Origin of the sequence: Natronococcus amylolyticus DSM 10524 (genome assembly GCF_000337675.1) — an archaeon.
GTDB lineage: Archaea > Halobacteriota > Halobacteria > Halobacteriales > Natrialbaceae > Natronococcus > Natronococcus amylolyticus.
Genome location: NZ_AOIB01000031.1, coordinates 294,444 through 311,418 on the forward strand (window position 1 = coordinate 294,444; position 16,975 = coordinate 311,418).

Genomic DNA, 16,975 nt, shown 5'->3' on the forward strand with positions numbered 1-16,975 from the left:
CGACACTCATCGGACGATGCTTGCCCCGAGATGGCCGGAGCTGACCAGGACTCCCGTACATCGGTTGACCCCGGTGGCGGTGAGTCAGAGACTCCTCGGAAGCCATCTGACCGTGACTCTCCTCGAGCATATCGATGGCTCTCTTCCCCGTTCTCGGTGGCGATAGACTGGGGAACTGGCTCGGACGTCGTCGGCCGACGGCTGTGGGTGACGGAGAGTTCCTTCGGTTCAGGGCTGTGGATAGAGAAGGCTGTCGAAATCTGAGCTATGGGCGACCGGGAATCTCGAGCACCGCACTCAGGCGTTGGAAGAGACCGCTTTCGTGGGCACGCGCGTTCTCGACGGTCTCGTACTCCGCCTCGAGCGTCCCCTCGCCGTCCCCGTCGAACGCGAGCACCGTCAACTCGGTCTCTTCGGCCCGCGTCGCGACGTCGGTTTCGACGGCTCCCGACGTCGTAATCACGACCGGGAGGGCACCGAGCGACTCGTTTGCGAACGCACAGAACCTGTCGACGTCGCCGATCGCCGGCGTCTCGTGGATCGAGACGACTCGTTGTTCGCCCATCAATTCGTCTCGAGCCAGAAGGTGGACCGGTTGGGACGTTCCCCCATCAGTCACCGTCGTGTCGACCTCCGTCGTAAACCGTCGTTCCTCGAGTGTCTCCCTGGCGGTCTGTCGGGCCCGTTTCTGCCGGTCGAGCCACTGCCTGCCGCTATCGGTGAGGCTGTAGCGGTACAGTACGCGCTCGATCGCCTCCAGCGGCGGGAGATGGTTCGTACACGCCCGGCACCGCAGTCGGTTATCGGGCGTTTGGAACCGCTCGGAACACGCCTTACAGACGTATTGGTGTTTCTTCTCGATATCAACTGATTTGAGGTCCTGTTCACACTCGGGACACCGGTAGCCGTCGTCGGTCTCGAACTCCGACTCCCGTCCCGTATGTCCACAGCTGTGTTCGACCAACGTGGTCTGGACCGCGTGGGGATCCTTGCAGGCCGGACAGGCAGTCGTATACTGGAGCCCCTCGGTCGCACAGTCCGGACAGACGTACACCTTCGTGATGAACTCGTCTGCCAGCACGCCACGGGCGGTAAACCGCTCGAGGACGGTTACCGGTTCGCTGTCGGTCGCATCGAGACACTGGGCTGCGTCGGTGTAGCTCACGGCGCCGTCGTCGGCGATCTCCGGTTCGAACGCCTCAGTGCTGGTCAGTCGTTCGATCAGACGAAGTTCTCCTGGTGAAGCCATCGGTTGAGGTAACTCTCTACTGAACCAGCATATATTTTTCTTCTTAGATATAAGCTACAAATTACAGTCTGACGATAGTCATGGAGGACCCGTTCCGGCGCTGTCTCCCAACAATCTTCGGCACACGCCTCGGGAACCGGCCGACGGCGCCCGACGACCCGCGTGGGTGAAACCCTCTTTCCAGAACGAATCTGCTCTAAGCTATACTATCAATGGGAAAATATTAATACTTCTACGAGAATACCTCATACGGCTGGAGGACACAGCGTGCCCTCTTCCCGGCACACCCGTTCACCCCCCAACGAGCTGACCACCTCCGGCCTTTCTGTCCGCTGCGGTGTCCCGCGCGCAGAACGGTTCGTCTAGCCACCCCGAAACCCCACGCTGGAGACTCCCCCATCTACCTGAGGCCGCTCTGGGCACAGCTGTGCCACGGCTGATTCCGTTCAGCACGGACCGTTCTAAATACCGATTACTTCATAGAATCAGTTTTAGCCTTCTACTAGACACAAGTATTATATAATTGTTAGAGAAACAGATGCTCAGTAGGTGTCAACAAGGAGATGGCAGACTGGCAACGTCGATCGGTACTGGCGACAGGTGCAACGCTTACGGCTGGTGGGCTTTTTGCCTCGCTCGGGAGCGGGACAGACTCAACGGAGAAAACGCCGCTCGCGGAGCCCGAGGGGTGGTCATCCTACGCCGGGAACACGGGAAACACCCGGTTTGTCGCCGCGAACGACGAGTTCGAGGAACCGGATCTCATCGACTGGCAGTACGGCGAAACCGGGGACGCAGTCGCAACCAAGGAGATGGTCTATCTGCGAACGGGGACGGGCGTTCACGGGCTTGATGCGACAACCGGGGAGCGTCTGTGGACCTGTGAACGGATCGAGGCCGCAGGAACGCCGGCGGTCGCCGACGGGACCGTGTTCGTTGCCGGCTCCCGGCTCACCGCGATCGACGCCGACAGCGGCGACGTCAAGTGGAGCAAACAACTCGGCGACGAGGTTTCGACGTCGGCGCCGGTCGCTGCGTTTGATTCGGTCTATCTCACCGTCGACGGCACGCTTTATGCCTTCGAAGCGGACGATGGCTCACTTCGGTGGACGTGCGAGACCGTCCGAGTCACGCCGGAACATACCGATGACTCAGATACCGTCAGCTACGTGTTCAGCACGCAGCCCTCCACGATCGCCGCGATCGACGGCTCGGTGATCGCACTGCTCGACGGCCGCCGGAGCGAGCGTTCGATCGACGCCGACGCTGTCGCGGCGTTCGACCCGCTGTCGGGGACGACCCAGCGTTCGGCTCAGCTTCGAGCCGGCGACTTCGGAAACGGGCTTGCGGCGACCGACGAGGCGCTGTTTATCGAGAACAGCGGAGAAGAAGGCGTTACCAGCCTCGACGATACGAAAGAGCGCGAGGGGTTTATCTCCGATGCGCTGACGACCGCAGCCGTCGGCGACCGGACTGTCACCCGTGGCCGGTACGAACTCAAGATGACGGGCCCCGAGTCGGAGTGGTGTAAGAACGGATCGCACGCGTACGGTCCGCCGGCGATCATCGACGACACGGTCGTCGTCGCCCACAGCAACCCTGGCTCGTCGAGCCCCGACGAGGTGGTCGGCTACTGTCTCGAGGACGGCCACGAGGAGTGGTGTTTCACCTTCGATGAGACCGAGTGGTCCGATGGGTTCAACGAGGAGTGTCTCGTCACTGAGGACGCAGTCTACGTCGACCGTAACGGAGGGCTGACGGCGCTTTGCCCGCGTGGCAAGCGCTCCCAGTAGAGCAGTCTGCTGACACCGCCAGCGAGGCCGGGCTACACCGGAGCCCCGGTAGCGTGTACGGCCAACAGCGCTGTGGCGTCCGGTCTCCGTCGACGCTGCCCGACTCGTGTCTGGGATCGAAGCGGTGACTCCCAGTCGCTCGGTCACTGACCAACGGAAACCTTTACCCGAGACTTCTGATCAGTACACTCATGGGAACTGTCACACGAAGCCCAGGGACGTCACAGGGACGCCACTGGAGCGTAAGCCGGCTCGTAGCCGGCGTGATTTATGGGCTGTTCGGGCTGTACCTGGGGCTCGTAACCGTCGCGTACGCGACCGACCTGGTGTTCGCGTGGCAGCTCGCAGCGGTTGCCGTCCTGCTGGCGGCGGTACTTGGCGTTCGTCTTGCCATCGACCGCTATCGGGACTCGGAGCACCGCCAAGCCGCACTCCTGTCCGTACTCGGCTTTGCCTTGGCCGTGTTCGCCATGATCTACCAGAGCAGTTCACCCGGTCTCGGCCTCGGGCCAAGTCGACCGCTTGCAATCACCGTCGTCTTCGTGCTGTTTCTGTCGTTCCTGTTGGCTGTAACTGGCCCCCGCCGGTACACGCCGGTCCAGTGGGCCGCTATCGGCTGTTTTATGACGCTTTCGATGCTTTATCTCGTCCACACGCTCGCGTTCGACCCCTCGAGCTCGCAGTCTCGCTGGCCGATCTGGGCTCTGTTCGTCATGGGGACGAATCTGCTGGTCGTTCCACGGCTCGTCCCCAGACGGGTGTTCTTCTGGCTGTTGTCCTGTCTGGGGTCGCTCGCCGTCCTGCTGGGGCTGGCCACCTACGGGATAGGGGAGTACGCTGTGTGGATCTTTGAGGTCCGTCAGTGGTCGAGTACGCCGCCGGTTCCCGGTGTCGACACGACGCTCCAGTCGGTGTTCCCGAATCCGAACGGCTTCGGGCTGTTGTCGTTTGCCGGGTTCGTCGCAGCGGTCGTCGAGTTCCACCGGTCCCTTGTCGCCCGGCGACCTCTGGGAGCGGGACTGGCGATCGTCGCCGGAAGCCTCTGTGGACTCGGTATCTTGCTCTCGAACGCCCGGGCTTCGATGCTTGCCGCGATGGTCGTCGTCGTGGTCTATGCGGGATACGTCCTCGGTGGACGCCGTCTCGGGGCGCTTACGCTCGCCTCGACCGTCTTCGGCGTGGTCGCCGTGCTTGCGGGGATGGCCGTCGGCCTCATCGATATCTCCTCGGCGAACCGGTTCGAGCTTTGGTCGGCGAGCCTGCAGGCGATCCGTGACGGGCCGTTGCTGGTCGGCCACGGCGGTGGCCCAGCCAGCGTTGTGATCGAGCCCTATCTCGCAACCGAGACGGCGCCGTCGCCGCACAACTCCTATCTGTCGGTCGTGATCCAGACCGGCCTCGTCGGCGGGCTCGCCTACGTGGGCCTCCTCGGCGGCAGCATCGTCGCCGGAATGGTCGACACCGGCGAACTCGACGCCGCGATGCTCGCGTTCGTGACCGGCTGGGCGATCCACCAGCTGTTCGAGTCGTACACAATGTTTCACTGGTCGTTGGGCTCGGTGGTGGTTACCCTCTCGGTCGGGTACCTGCTGTTCGGGGAGCGAGCGGGCTAGTCGAGTTCTCCAAGTCCACAAATGATATCTATTTTCGAGTATGATAATGGTTCAAAAAGTCCTTATACCGTCGCCGGGACGAACGAGTCGATGAAGGATCTGTGATTCGATGCCCAGCGACGGACCACCGGCGACCGGCAGGGAATCGCGGCGTGTGCGCTCGCGGCGCCAGGTGCTGGCGCTGCTAGGTGGGACAGCCAGCGTTGCGCTCACCGGGGGGACGCTGGCTCCCGAGGAGTCGCTGGCGGTCGATCAGCCGGCGTCGGTCCGCGTCGACGAACCGATCGAGCTGACGCTTCACGGCGTCCCCGTGGGATCGGAACTCGAGGTCGTCCTCGACGGCGAGTACACGACCGGCGAGACGTTCGGCGCCACCGTCACCGTCGAAGCCCAGACGTCGACGCTGTCGCTGAACGAGGCGCCGATCGTCGGCGGCGACGTCCCTGCGGGGCTCGACGTTCCAACCACGGGGGCCCTGATCCAGTTCGCCGACATCCCGTGGGCGGCGTACGCCGGCGAGACTGTCGACCCGGAGCGGTGGCCCCCCGAGACCAGCCTGACCTACCATCTCGTGGCCGACGACCGATCGATCGGTGCGTTGACCCTCGAGCGGTGGCACCCCGTTACGAACGTCGTTGAACCGGCCGGCGACCTCGTCGGCCGGGTCTTCGAACCTTCGAGCGGTGGACCCGGACCTGGCGTGCTCGTCCTCCACGGCGCGGACGGCACACCCCAGGAACACGTCGCCGCACTACTGGCCCGACACGGGTTTACGGCGTTTGCCCTCGAGTACGTCGGCGGCCCGGGGCTCCCGGAGGCGGTCGTCGAGGTCCCGATGGCGTACGTCAAGGCCGCGATCGACTGGCTGCGCGACCGCGAGCGGGTCGCCGGCGACCGGATCGGGATCTGGGGAATCGGGCGGGGTGGTGAGCTCGGACTGTTCGCGGGGAGTCTGTACGATGGGGTTGGGGCGGTCGTCTCGGTCGGCGGCAGCGGGATCCTCTGGGAGGGTGGGGCGGTGCGTGGTCGCCCGGCGGGGACCGCCGCCTGGGCGGTCGACGATAGCTCGCGGTCGTATCTTTCGGTTGTACCGGAGGAACAGACGGAACGCCCGGCGCGTTACGCCGAGGCGCTCGCGGCTGCCGGGGAGCTCGAGACCGAGACCGCAACGATCCCGGTCGAACGGATCGATGGACCGGTGTTGCTCGTCTCGGGCGACGATGACGGGGTCTGGCCCAGCACGCGCCTTCACGCCCTTGCAGCCGAGCGCCTCGAGGCACGCGGCCACCCCTCGTTCGACCACCTCCGGTACACCGACGCGGGCCGACAGATCCTGCAGCCCTACCTCCCTCTTCGAGGGACGACGGGGCCAGCGTACGGCGGCACGCTCGCTGGCAACGCCGAGGCTGCACACGCCCACTGGCCGCGTGTCCTCGGGACGCTCTCGACACTCCCGTAGCCACCCACTAGTCGAACGCACTCCCCGTGAACGGGGTGTTCCTCCGACGAAGGCCGTAGAGTTCACGGCTGCCCTCGCTAGAAGGAGGCAGATCACGAACAGCGCAAATCAGTGGACCGGTCAGGCGTTGTTCATCCGTTGGCTCTCTCGAGCGTTACACTCCTGGCACTCGCTGACGCGGTACGGTTCTCGAGAGAACGCCGTATTCCGCTGTTTTGTGCTCTCAGTCCGGATCTGGATGGACACGCTGTGGAGCGTCTCACGGTCACACTGGTTACAGTGCTCCGTCAGCCCATCGAAGGAGTGGTCCGTTGTTGCCATTATCAATAGCTTTCGGCCGAACAAACATGAGTCTTTCTTTAGACCCAAGATATCTAAAATTGAAGCATCGTATACGAACCAGGATGAGATGCAGCGGAAGCGACTCTCGGTTGGGGAAGTGCCGTCCGTTCCCATCTGGTCGGTAGATTCTTCTAATAAACAGTGTTCAGGATACGTCTAAGCGGTACAAGATTAACATTGGTTCTTACAGAAGTTATTAGTGTAGGCGCGAGTAGAGTGTATACTGTCGGGGTGTCGGTGCCTGTTCAGGCGATCCGCCCCCGACTACCCTGTCAGGTAGGTCCGAACGCGAGGGACTGCGGTCAATCCCTCGCCCTCGGGCACCAACACTGCGATAGGCGTGTCGACTCGACGACCCCGGGCTCCGGTCGGACTTCTACTCGTGAGGAACGGACACGCCTGCAGCAGGTGACTCCGACCGGCGACGGTCGAGTTCTCGATGGGTGTTCTCTCCCGGCTGCCGTGAACACACCTTTTCAATCTTCATTCTGATTCCAAAATAGTAAAATAATACTTCTTCTAACACCTATCCAATGGTGGAACGTTCGCGGTTCCGACGACAGTTTCTGGCAGCGTCCGGTGCGACGATGGGGATGGCTCTGGCCGGTTGTATGGATCAGATCAGTTCCGGCTCTTCGGACGACGAGGGCAACGAGTCGTCGAACGAGACCGACGGTGAGGACACCGAGACCGAAGGCACTGAGAGCGCGGACTCCGACGACGTCGACTCGCCCGAACTTACCGTCGAGACGGAGTACAACAGCCGCGAGGAGTACCGACAGCCCGGCGAGGCGTTCGTCGACTTCGAGAACCTCGAGGAGTGGGAGCTACTGGAGGGCTCGGGTGACGCCGAGACGGACGTCGTCTTCGATGGGGACCAGAGCCTGCGGCTGACCGCCGAGGACGAGGACAATGCCGTCGTGGCGACGGAGTTCGAGGCGACGGATCTGAGCGACCGTGACGTCTCGATGGCGGTCCGGACGACGACGCCGGCGAACATCGCCCTCGAGATCCAGCTTCGGGATATCTACGGCGGCTACGCGAGCTACATGCTGCAGTCGGTCTCCTACGGCAGCGACGAACCCGGCTGGTTCCGAACCTGCCCCGGTTTCGCCGACGAGAGCACGACCCCCGTCGAGCAGGACGCGATCGACGAACTGCGTGTCGTGGTTCACAACACCGGTGACGAGGCCGAGGTCTGGGTCGATGATATTCGTACACACGAAAAGCCCGACCAGGGGTACGTCATCCTCTGTTGGGACGATGGGTTCGAGGACTTCTATGAGCCGGCGGGGCCGATCCACGACGAGTACGACGTCATCGCGGTCCAGGCGGCCGTTCGTCAGTGGACCCGCGATCAACGCGACGGCATCATGACGACCGACCAGCTCCTCGAGCGCCAGGAGGCCGGCGATCAGATCGTCGCCCACGGCACTCACACCGAGTTCGCCGACATGGAGCCCGACGAGCTGCGCGACTCCATCGAGACCGACAAGAACTGGGCGGTCCAAAACGAGTTCCAGGGCGGCCACTACCTCGTGTTCCCCCACAACAACTTCAACCGGGAGGTCCTCGAGTTGGTGTCGGACTACTATTATGCTGGTGGGTTCAACCAGGCCGGGAACGTCAACCTCACCGGCGTCACCGGCTACGATCCGCTCGTCCTCCCGCGGACGATCGGCCACGACCTCGAGATCGCGGCACAGTGTGTCGACACCGCTGCCGCCCACCGGCAGTGTACGATCCTGAACTTCCACGCCTTCGATCTGGACAACACGATGGACGCCGACGACTACGAGGACCTGGTCCAGTATATCGCGGAGACCGACGGCGTCGAGGCCATCGACTTCGACGATCTCTGGGCGATGCGCCGGGCAGGACACTGAAACGGGGCGGCTCAGAACCGACCGAGCCGCCTCCGAGCGACTACGAACACAGGTGATGACCGTCGCTGGTGGACAGCGACCACAGGAGAGTCGGGTATCCGGTCGTGTGTACGACAGCGCTCGAGCAGTCGGTCACCCCGATGGCCAGACGGGTGGAGAGAGCCAGTCGCTACTGGAGGTCCGCGTTGTCAGGATGCTCTTCATCGGGTGCCTGTAACGCGTGGCGGAGCCGGTCCACCTCGGCATCGAGTTCCTCGATTCGTTGTTCGACCCCGATGAACCGTTCGGGTATCTTGCGCTCGAGGTCGGCGACCGGGAACTGCCCGCCCTCGCAGTCAGTGTAGTACAGCGTCCCGTCGAGGGAGTGGACTTTGAGACGCTCGTGCCAGGCGAGCTTTTCCAGTCGACACGCCACGAGCGCGATCCGCGATGCGGTGGTGGCGTCCTCGGCGAGCAACGCGTCCGGAAACACCCCTGGCGTCGTCTCCACGAGTGACTCCGTGATCTCTGCAGGCGTGTACGCCAGCCCCGAACGCGCCCGGAGGAACCGCTCGAGTTCTACCTCCAGCGTATCGACCCGTGTACTCCGTTCCCACCGATCCGACTCGACGTCAACTGGCATTGACCGCCCGTTCAATGTCGATATATATTAATCCTCTTCCAGTAATCGAATTAATCATCATATCCTAGCAGATAGTATGGCGAACCAACGGTGGTCACGCGGGGTGTGATCGCCCCCACAGCCGTAGCCTCAATCCTGTTCGTAGCTGGAGACCAGCTGCCTGTCCCTCGTCGGTTTCGCGTCCGTGACCGAGCGGAGGTGTGGGTACGGAATGTTGATTCTGGCGTCCTCGAGCGCCGTTTTCACCGCCTCGAGCACCTCGTCTTCGGCCTTCCACATCTTTTCGGTGTTGGGTCTATCGACCCAGAACCGGATTCGGAGGACGACCGACGAGTCGTCTAACTCCTCGATGCGGACCGACGGAAACGGGGTTTCCTCGACGATCTCGAGCGAGTCGACCGCCTCCCGTGCGACCTCGCGGGCGGTTTCGAGATCGGCGTCGTAGTCGACACCGACATCGACGGCGAACCGGAGCCGGTTTTCGTTGCTGCGGTTGCGGATCGTTTGGCTGCCGACCACCTCGTTCGGGATGATGACGTGTTCGCCGTTTGGCCCCCGGATCCGGGTGTGGACGATCGTGATGTCGGTGACGATCCCCCGGTCGTCGCCGACGACGATCCAGTCACCGATCTCGAACGGCCGCGAGAACATGAGGATAAACCCCGCGATGACCGAGCCGAGCGTTTCCTGTGCGGCGAAGCCGAGAATCACTCCGATGACGCCCGCGCCGACGAGCAGTCCCGAGATATCGAAGTTCCACAGGGTGAGAACGAACAGCACCGCCGTGAGCAACAGCGTGAGCTGGAGGACCCGCGTGATGATCTCCCGATCGTGGCGATCGATTCCGGAGGTGTTCGCCGAGAGCGAGTCCATCCACGAGGCGATCGCCAACCCCCCGAAATACGCCGTGATCAGCACGACCCCGCTCGCGACCATCCGCGAGAGGGTCGGCCACATGGCGGTGAGGATCTCGATCGTGTACCAGATGGGTGATTCGTACCCCCAGAGGTGAAGCACGCCGACGGTGCCACCGACCACGACGGCCAGCTGGCTGAGCCGCACGATCGCGTGGGTGAGCCGGCCGACCGGGAGATAGCCCTCGAGCGTCTCACCCCATTCACGTTCAGTTGCGTTCTCGAGTGTCGCCTTCAGCCGCTGGATGCCACGCGGGAGTACCGCCAGGAGGAGCCCCGTCGCGAGGAGGACCGCGACCGTCAGACCGAGGAGCTGTTCCTGGGTCGTGACGAACGGCAGGGAGGAGACCGTCTCGTCGGCGATCGTCTGACCGCTGTCGCTCATTGGCCGCGGTAGCAGTCACAGCCCAAAACATCTACTGAAACGAAGTGACTGGGATGGCGCGCTCCCGGCGACGATCCGTGTCGCTGGGCGTGGGGAGCCGACCGCCGACTGGCCCGTGTTCCACCCACAGCCGACAGTGAAACGACTGGGAGCTACGGGGTGGTCCGGCGGCGAGGAGCCGGCCGCGCGTCGCGGATAGTAACGGCTATATGTCGCTTCGATGATAGTGCAGCCACAGCTTGCACCCACTTTCGAAGCGAACCCTGTGCGACGACGACCACCCCCACTGCGATTCCTGCCAGCCGCCATGATCGAGCAACCACGACTGGCAGCGCTCGGCATCGCGATTATGATCGTCGGGCTGGTCTGGATGGGAGCTGCGTACCTCTGGGGGGGCGGTTCAGAGTCGGCGGACGAGAGACCAAACGCCGAGTTCCCAGCCACACCCGTCGGTGCCGAGGGGGAACCGGATACCGAGGACGACGGTGGGCCCACCGGCGAACGAACGGACCAGACTGAGGGAGAAGCTTAGACAGGGACTCCTCCTTTCCAATACTTATTTTATCCTCCAGTAGTAATAGTTGCATATGACTGGTGGCAGAATTAACTCTATAGATTCCAATTCTATAGCTAATAATAACCAAAATAATAACTGTGCTCAGAGATATAGACTCAATAGAAGGAGAAGGTAGAATGAACGAGACAATTATTATCGAGTGGTCTCCCGAAGATACCTGTAGTCAGCGATATGTTTTTGAACCACAGAAGGGTGAGAGATGGCTTCGCACCCAAAAGAAGCGCCAGGACGGGAGCTGGCAGATCGTTACACAGGAGTTCGTCACCGACGTACGACTCGAGTGTCCACCAAGGGACCCTCGCGGCGACCACGGCGTCGATACCTACCGTGGTCCCTGAGTTGGGTTCGCGATCGCTCGTTGAATCACCCGAACGTCACCGAATCGAAGCCCGCGATCACGGCGGGTCGTTCCGATTGGGGTCCGTTTCGAAGGGGGCCCGTCTACGGGCCTCCCAGGCAGCTGTCGGGCGTCGTCCGGATCGAGCGGCGCGACCGGGTGTTCGGCGGACAGTCACAGGATGGGGTCCGGCGGTACCATCTCAGGTCCACCCAACACCTCCTACGGCCTACCGCCCGTTTTCAGTTAGCGATCTAGTCAACGGCCAGTTCGTGGGCTCGGTCGAGGCGCTCGAGCATCACTGTCGACGGCTCGCCGCCGAGGCTCTCACAGACTCGTAGATACCGCTCGAGAAGCTCGATTTCGTCGTCGTATCGGAAATCCTTCCGATAGATGATCGCCAGATGCCGATAATAGCTGTGTGATGGCGTGTCGTACCCCTTCCCCTCCGCTTCCGCCTCCACAAAATCGATACACCACAGAAGTAGTTCCTCGGCTTCGTCGTGACGTCTTTCACGCTTGAGTTGTTTGACGTCGGCGATCGCATGGGTCGGACGAGTGTAGGGCTGTTCCTCGATCCGAGCAAACCCGAACTGCTCTCGGATGATCTCCTCGACCAAGCTCGTCTGCTGCGACGACTTCGTCTCGGTTGCTCCATCGGTTCGCGATCTACTCAGCCCAGAGAACAGCCGAGAGACGAGCCGTCGCATCTCTCGTGTTGTTTTGATTGGGTGCTATTGAAACTTGTCTGAAAAGAGGTGACTACCGTCGACCAGTTGTCAGTCGACGGGCGAGCTATCGTCGACTGATTCTCGCCAGCTAGTACGCTGTCGAGTCTTGAGACAGTCTTGGCCCACACATTAGAACGACAGTTCCAGGGGAGGATGCTCGCGACCAACCGAGGAGCCGCTGGCGCCCGAAACGTCCACGAGTCAGCGCAACGAGACCGAATCCGATCGGGGTCCTGTTTCGTCACTGGGGCACAACGCTCCACCCGACTCCCGTTCGCTCGCTTTTGCCGACGAAAATACTTCACTCAGTACTGACCAAAACAAATAAACAGGAACACTTCCGTTAGTAATAGTATGTCGAGTGTGCAGACTATTTGTGACCTACATCTTATCATGAGTGGGAAGCCAATTAATTCACAGAGGGAGAGCTAATGTGTGGGATCATCGGCTACACCGGGGAGGGAAACACGCGTGAGGTCCTCCTGACGGGACTCTACGGGTTGGAGTACCGGGGGTACGACTCGGCGGGCGTCGCCCTCGCGGCGGACCCGATAGCCGTCACCAAACGCGAGGGCGACGTCGCAACGCTCGAGTCGGCCCTCCCCGCGGAGGGACTCGACGGGGTGGCCGGCCTCGGCCACACCCGCTGGAGCACCCACGGACCGCCCTCCGACGAGAACGCCCATCCCCACACCGACTGCAAGGGCCGCGTCGCGGTCGTCCACAACGGGATCATCGAAAACTACCGGACGCTTCGGGACGAGCTCGCTGCGCGTGGCCACGCCTTCACCAGCGAGACCGACACCGAGGTTATTCCCCACCTGATCGAGGAGCGTCTCGCCGCGGGCGCGGACCGCCAGACGGCGTTTCGTCAGGTCGTCGACCGCCTCGAGGGGAGTTACGCCGTCGCGGCGGTGTTCGAGGATACCGACACCATCTACGCGGCACGCCACGAGTCGCCCCTGGTCGTCGGCCTCGGCGACGAGGGGAACTACCTCGCGAGTGACGTCCCCGCGTTCATCGAGTACACCGATCGCGTGATCTACCTCGAGGACGGCGAGTTCGCGACCCTGACGCCCGACAGCGTCACCGTCACCGACGCGTCGGGAGCCGTCGTAGAGCCAACGGTCGACGAGGTCGCCTGGGAACCCGAGGACGCCGGTAAGGGCGGCTACGACCACTACATGAAAAAGGAGATCCACGAACAGCCCCGTGCGATCCGGAACTGCCTGCGGGGCCGGGTCGACACCGCCGCAGGTCGCCTCACCCTCGAGGAGTTGGCCGATCTCGAGGCGCCCAGCCGGGTCCAGCTCGTCGCCTGCGGGACCTCGTATCACGCCGCCCGCTACGGAGCACGACTGTTGCGCGAACACGACGTCCCGGCCCAGGCGTTTCTCGCCAGCGAGTACCGTGCAGAGACCGTCCCGGTCGGCGGCGAGACGCTCGTCATCGGCGTCACCCAGAGCGGCGAGACCGCCGACACGATGCGGGCGCTCCGGGAGGCGAACAGCGCCGGCGCGGTGACGCTTGCACTGACCAATACCGTCGGGAGTTCGGCCGCCCGCGAGTGTGATCACGTCTGTTACATCCGGGCCGGCCCCGAGATCGGTGTTGCGGCGACGAAGACGTTCGCGAGTCAGCAGGTCGCGTTGGCCCTCGTTACCAGCACGCTGGTCGATACCCCTGACCCGGCGTTGCTTGATGCCCTGGCCGAGCTGCCCGCCCAGATCCAGACCGTCCTCGACGATTCCCAGGCGCGGGCGATCGCCGACGCCTACGTCGACGCCGACGCCTACTTCTTCATCGGCCGGGAGTACACCGCGCCGGTCGCCCTCGAGGGCGCCCTGAAGATGAAGGAGATCACGTACAAACACGCCGAGGGGTTCGCTGCCGGCGAGCTCAAACACGGCCCGTTGGCGCTGGTCACNAGGGCGCCCTGAAGATGAAGGAGATCACGTACAAACACGCCGAGGGGTTCGCTGCCGGCGAGCTCAAACACGGCCCGTTGGCGCTGGTCACTGAACGGACGCCGGTGTTCGCACTGTTGACCGCGGGCTCGCGTCTGGAGAAGACCCTGGGCAACGTCAGGGAGGTCCAGGCCCGGGGTGCCCCCGTCATCGCGGTCACCGACGTCCCCGATCGGGTTCGTCACTCGGCCGACCACGTCCTCGAGGTACCCTCCACGCATCCCCATCTGACGCCGATTCTGGCCAACATCCAGCTGCAGCTGGCGTCGTACTGGATCGCGAACCGCCTGGAGCGCTCGATCGACAAACCACGGAACCTCGCAAAGAGCGTCACCGTCGAATAAGGACACCAGCGACGGCCAGCGCCGTGTACTCTCGTCGCTGTTTGCTCTCTACCCAACTGACTAACGCTATGAGCTTTTCCGGTTAATTCATATACAAATAGAGTGAACAACAGTCCACTGGTCGACACACTCAGTGAGACGGTTCGAATGCTCGGTCCACTCTCTTCACGGTCTCTGTGGCTCGACTCGCTCGGCCCCGACGTCCTCACAGTGGTATTACCCGAGTGGGAGTGGCTGGTGCTCTCGTTGATTCTGCTGACGACGTATCTGTTGTCGCGGCTCGTCCACTGGGGTGGTCGCTGGTACCTTCGCCGGTCGGCGACCAACGAGTCCACATCGCTGTGGCGGGTGACCGCGAAGGAGAGTTATACGCCGCTTTCGCTCTCGGTTCTGTTTGTCGGCGTCTCCCTTGCACTCCAGGCGTTCGGCCTCATCACGTCGCGATCACTCCTCAGTAACCTGGTGTTGACGGCGCTGGCTGTGGTGTGGGCGCGCGCTGCGATCCGGGTCGGAGAACAGTGGCTCGAGGTCGCAAACGAGCGCGAACAGCGCTACGAGTTCGCACCGATTGTCCAGAACTTCTGGACGATCACGGTCGTTGTCGTCGGGGTGCTGTTCGTCATTGGAGTGTGGAACGTCCAAGTAACGCCGTTTCTGGCCTCTGCCGGTGTTCTCGGCGTGGTTATCGGCTTTGCCGCTCAGGACGCCATCAGAAACCTGATCGGCGGGATCTCGCTCTCGTTCGACCACACGTATCATCCCGGCGACGTCGTCTTACTCGAAGACGACATGCGGGGCACCGTCACGAATATCGGAATCCGGTCGACGAGCGTGCTGACTCCCGATAACACGATGGTGACCGTCCCAAACGCAGTATTGAACTCGACCCAGGTGGTCAACCAGTCGGCACCACAGCGACACATCCGGCTCGACGTTCCCCTTTCTGTGGCGTACGGGACCGACTACGAGACCGTCGAGCGGATCGCCAACGAGGTCTGTGAGGAGGCGCCGATGGTTCGGGGCTCGCCACGGCCACGCGTCCTGTTTACCGAGTTCGGTGATTCCGCACTCCTGTTCGAGGTACAGGTATACGTTGCTCATCCGCTCACTGAAAAGCGGGCGATCGATCAGCTCAACCGGCGCATCTATGACCGATTCGCAGCGGAAGGGATTGCGATCCCGTTCCCACAGCGCGAACTCTCCTTTCTCGAGCAAGAAGGGGAGCCGAACCGACGGTCGGAGTCCTCACCTGGGGACAGAGTTACTTCACAGAACCCACCACCCGAGTGAGGGTGGCCGCCGATGTTCGACCGCGGCTGTCAGTCGAACCACTCCGTGTACTGGTCACAGTGTTCGCATGCTGCATGCGTAACCCACTCGTCGCCTCGGCTGTGTTCACTCGGTGATACACGCGAGAGTTCGAGATTCGTCGAGCCGCATTCCGGACACTGCGGAGGGATCACCTCGTTCATACCCTTTTTCTCTGATTTCTAGTATATTAATACTTGAGCAGTATATCTAAATTGTCTTATCTCAAATCGGTAGTATACACCTTTTGTAGGTTGAAGCAATTGCGAGAGCCTACAGTAGGAGTGATACTCTGTTGTGAAACGGAGATACGCTGATAGATGGCGAGTCCAGGCGATCGAAGGCGGTGGAAACCGGAGCGTGCCAGAGATTAATATTTCTGACGGCGCGTGGAGCCGTCCGCTCTGTCGGCACCGACTGGATCGCGATCACTGCTGGCTGCTGCGGCAGGTCACTCGGGCGTGTGGTGTGTTGCAAGACGTTCTCTCTCAGTGAGTTATCGAAATGAACATCCTTTTACACTTGAGTAGCCAGCTATCAGCCAATGGACCCACTCATCTACCTCGTTCTTGCTGCTGTTTTCTTGCTGCAAATTCCGGCATCAGCGGTGGTCTACTTCGATGCGAGAAAGCGCAAACTCAAGCACCCCGGGCGGTACGAACTCGGGGTCCTCGTCCCACTCGGTGGGCTCGGAATTATCGTTGCTTACGTGTATAAACGGCGCGAGCTGCCGACGGGCTCTCCCGACACCTCCCAAACTGCGGAAAGAGAGGGGGCAAACGAGATCCCCTAGTTACGGGTCAGCAATTCAGTGGGGCTGTTCTGTGACCGAACGAACCGTCTGCTGGCAATCATAGGATTCACACCGCCGGTTGTAGTCGACGTGGCAGAGAGCTGAGTCCGGGGCCAGTCAGCGATAGCAGTGATGTCGCCGATGGGACACAGAGTATCGTGTTCGTCGGCGATAGCGGTCTGTTCAAGACCCGTGCAGACGACTCAGCAACACGAACACGTCTGCTGTACGGTAACTGTTCGACATCTCTCCATAGGGTGATAGGCGAGAAAAACAATGAAAGGGGTTTGTAGCTGCCCGACCGACCGGAGACGTGGGCAAGCGCCTTTCTTTTGACTCCTACCGTCGGAAAGACCGTTCCGATGGGTGTCGCGGCAGCTGTCAGCGGGGCCTCCGCTGTGTGGCGTAGCCGGTGGCACATGGATGCGATATGAAAATCCTTTTGCAACTGAATAGCCAGCTATCGGTAAATGAAGCCAGCCGTTTTCCCTCTCCTTGCCGCTGGTGTCTTTTTGCCGTTCCCAATGACAACGATGAGTCGTGTTGGTACGAAGGAGTGGTCCTCTCCTTATCCAGACCGGGCCGGACCGCAAGTTCTCCACCTAGACGGCGGTATCGGCCGTCTCGAGGCGCCCCACCGGGACTGGCGTGTTCG

12 protein-coding genes and 1 pseudogene are annotated in these 16,975 nt (G+C 62.0%); 8 read left to right on the plus strand and 5 right to left on the minus strand.

Annotation, left to right across the window (positions count from 1 at the left end; all coding sequences use genetic code 11):
* Nucleotides 1-265 precede the first annotated feature (265 nt).
* Nucleotides 266-1,249 carry a TackOD1 domain-containing metal-binding protein gene (locus C491_RS16745; protein WP_005558404.1) on the minus strand — a complete coding sequence of 328 codons (984 nt, stop codon included), beginning with the start codon at nt 1,247-1,249 and terminating at the stop codon, nt 266-268.
* A gap of 563 nt (nt 1,250-1,812) precedes the next feature.
* Here C491_RS16745 and C491_RS16750 point away from each other — a divergent pair.
* The 3 genes from C491_RS16750 (at nt 1,813) to C491_RS16760 (ending at nt 6,114) form a co-directional block, all read left to right on the plus strand.
* Entirely contained in the window at nt 1,813-3,042 is a 1,230-nt protein-coding gene (locus C491_RS16750) for an outer membrane protein assembly factor BamB family protein (RefSeq protein WP_005558406.1), read from the plus strand.
* Between the two features lie 191 nt (nt 3,043-3,233).
* Nucleotides 3,234-4,655: an O-antigen ligase family protein gene (locus tag C491_RS16755; RefSeq protein WP_049892193.1), complete on the plus strand. Its 1,422-nt coding sequence runs from the start codon at nt 3,234-3,236 to the stop codon at nt 4,653-4,655.
* Between the two features lie 109 nt (nt 4,656-4,764).
* Nucleotides 4,765-6,114, plus strand: coding sequence for an acyl-CoA thioester hydrolase/BAAT C-terminal domain-containing protein (locus tag C491_RS16760; protein WP_152421361.1), 1,350 nt, complete (start codon nt 4,765-4,767; stop codon nt 6,112-6,114).
* Nucleotides 6,115-6,234: 120 nt separating this feature from the next.
* On the opposite strand, the gene C491_RS16765 is transcribed toward C491_RS16760, so the two are convergent.
* Complete coding sequence (locus C491_RS16765; RefSeq protein ID WP_049892215.1) at nt 6,235-6,435, minus strand: DUF7835 family putative zinc beta-ribbon protein; 201 nt, start codon at nt 6,433-6,435, stop codon at nt 6,235-6,237.
* Between the two features lie 554 nt (nt 6,436-6,989).
* Between C491_RS16765 and C491_RS16770 the strand changes: the two genes are divergently transcribed.
* Nucleotides 6,990-8,342: a polysaccharide deacetylase family protein gene (locus C491_RS16770; protein ID WP_049892194.1), complete on the plus strand. Its 1,353-nt coding sequence runs from the start codon at nt 6,990-6,992 to the stop codon at nt 8,340-8,342.
* A 169-nt stretch (nt 8,343-8,511) separates the two neighbouring features.
* Here C491_RS16770 and C491_RS16775 read toward each other — a convergent pair whose 3' ends face one another.
* Together C491_RS16775 and C491_RS16780 are read right to left on the minus strand one after the other, a co-directional pair.
* Nucleotides 8,512-8,964 carry a hypothetical protein gene (locus C491_RS16775; protein ID WP_005558417.1) on the minus strand — a complete coding sequence of 151 codons (453 nt, stop codon included), beginning with the start codon at nt 8,962-8,964 and terminating at the stop codon, nt 8,512-8,514.
* 129 nt (nt 8,965-9,093) lie between these two features.
* Nucleotides 9,094-10,263, minus strand: coding sequence for a mechanosensitive ion channel family protein (locus tag C491_RS16780; protein WP_005558418.1), 1,170 nt, complete (start codon nt 10,261-10,263; stop codon nt 9,094-9,096).
* Nucleotides 10,264-10,570: 307 nt separating this feature from the next.
* On the opposite strand from C491_RS16780, the gene C491_RS16785 reads away from it, so the two are divergent.
* A complete protein-coding gene (locus tag C491_RS16785) occupies nt 10,571-10,795 on the plus strand; it encodes a hypothetical protein (protein WP_005558420.1) in 225 nt (74 codons plus the stop codon).
* 636 nt (nt 10,796-11,431) lie between these two features.
* Here the strand turns inward: C491_RS16785 and C491_RS16790 are convergent.
* Complete coding sequence (locus tag C491_RS16790) at nt 11,432-11,797, minus strand: hypothetical protein (RefSeq protein ID WP_241431348.1); 366 nt, start codon at nt 11,795-11,797, stop codon at nt 11,432-11,434.
* A gap of 542 nt (nt 11,798-12,339) precedes the next feature.
* Between C491_RS16790 and glmS the strand changes: the two are divergent.
* The 3 genes and pseudogenes from glmS (at nt 12,340) to C491_RS16805 (ending at nt 16,320) form a co-directional block, all read left to right on the plus strand.
* Nucleotides 12,340-14,219 (plus strand): annotated as a pseudogene (glmS, locus tag C491_RS16795) (glutamine--fructose-6-phosphate transaminase (isomerizing)).
* A 210-nt stretch (nt 14,220-14,429) separates the two neighbouring features.
* Complete coding sequence (locus tag C491_RS16800; RefSeq protein WP_241431349.1) at nt 14,430-15,509, plus strand: mechanosensitive ion channel family protein; 1,080 nt, start codon at nt 14,430-14,432, stop codon at nt 15,507-15,509.
* Between the two features lie 562 nt (nt 15,510-16,071).
* Complete coding sequence (locus C491_RS16805) at nt 16,072-16,320, plus strand: hypothetical protein (protein WP_005558426.1); 249 nt, start codon at nt 16,072-16,074, stop codon at nt 16,318-16,320.
* Nucleotides 16,321-16,975 lie beyond the last annotated feature (655 nt).

Bases quoted from the DNA above. Each gene is read 5' to 3' on its own strand.
- C491_RS16805 (WP_005558426.1), top strand. From the start codon at position 16,072: ATGGACCCACTCATCTACCTCGTTCTTGCTGCTGTTTTCTTGCTGCAA.
- C491_RS16765 (WP_049892215.1), bottom strand. From the start codon at position 6,435: ATGGCAACAACGGACCACTCCTTCGATGGGCTGACGGAGCACTGTAAC.
- C491_RS16775 (WP_005558417.1), bottom strand. From the start codon at position 8,964: ATGCCAGTTGACGTCGAGTCGGATCGGTGGGAACGGAGTACACGGGTC.
- C491_RS16770 (WP_049892194.1), top strand. From the start codon at position 6,990: ATGGTGGAACGTTCGCGGTTCCGACGACAGTTTCTGGCAGCGTCCGGT.
- C491_RS16780 (WP_005558418.1), bottom strand. From the start codon at position 10,263: ATGAGCGACAGCGGTCAGACGATCGCCGACGAGACGGTCTCCTCCCTG.
- C491_RS16755 (WP_049892193.1), top strand. From the start codon at position 3,234: ATGGGAACTGTCACACGAAGCCCAGGGACGTCACAGGGACGCCACTGG.
- C491_RS16745 (WP_005558404.1), bottom strand. From the start codon at position 1,249: ATGGCTTCACCAGGAGAACTTCGTCTGATCGAACGACTGACCAGCACT.
- C491_RS16785 (WP_005558420.1), top strand. From the start codon at position 10,571: ATGATCGAGCAACCACGACTGGCAGCGCTCGGCATCGCGATTATGATC.
- C491_RS16760 (WP_152421361.1), top strand. From the start codon at position 4,765: ATGCCCAGCGACGGACCACCGGCGACCGGCAGGGAATCGCGGCGTGTG.
- C491_RS16750 (WP_005558406.1), top strand. From the start codon at position 1,813: ATGGCAGACTGGCAACGTCGATCGGTACTGGCGACAGGTGCAACGCTT.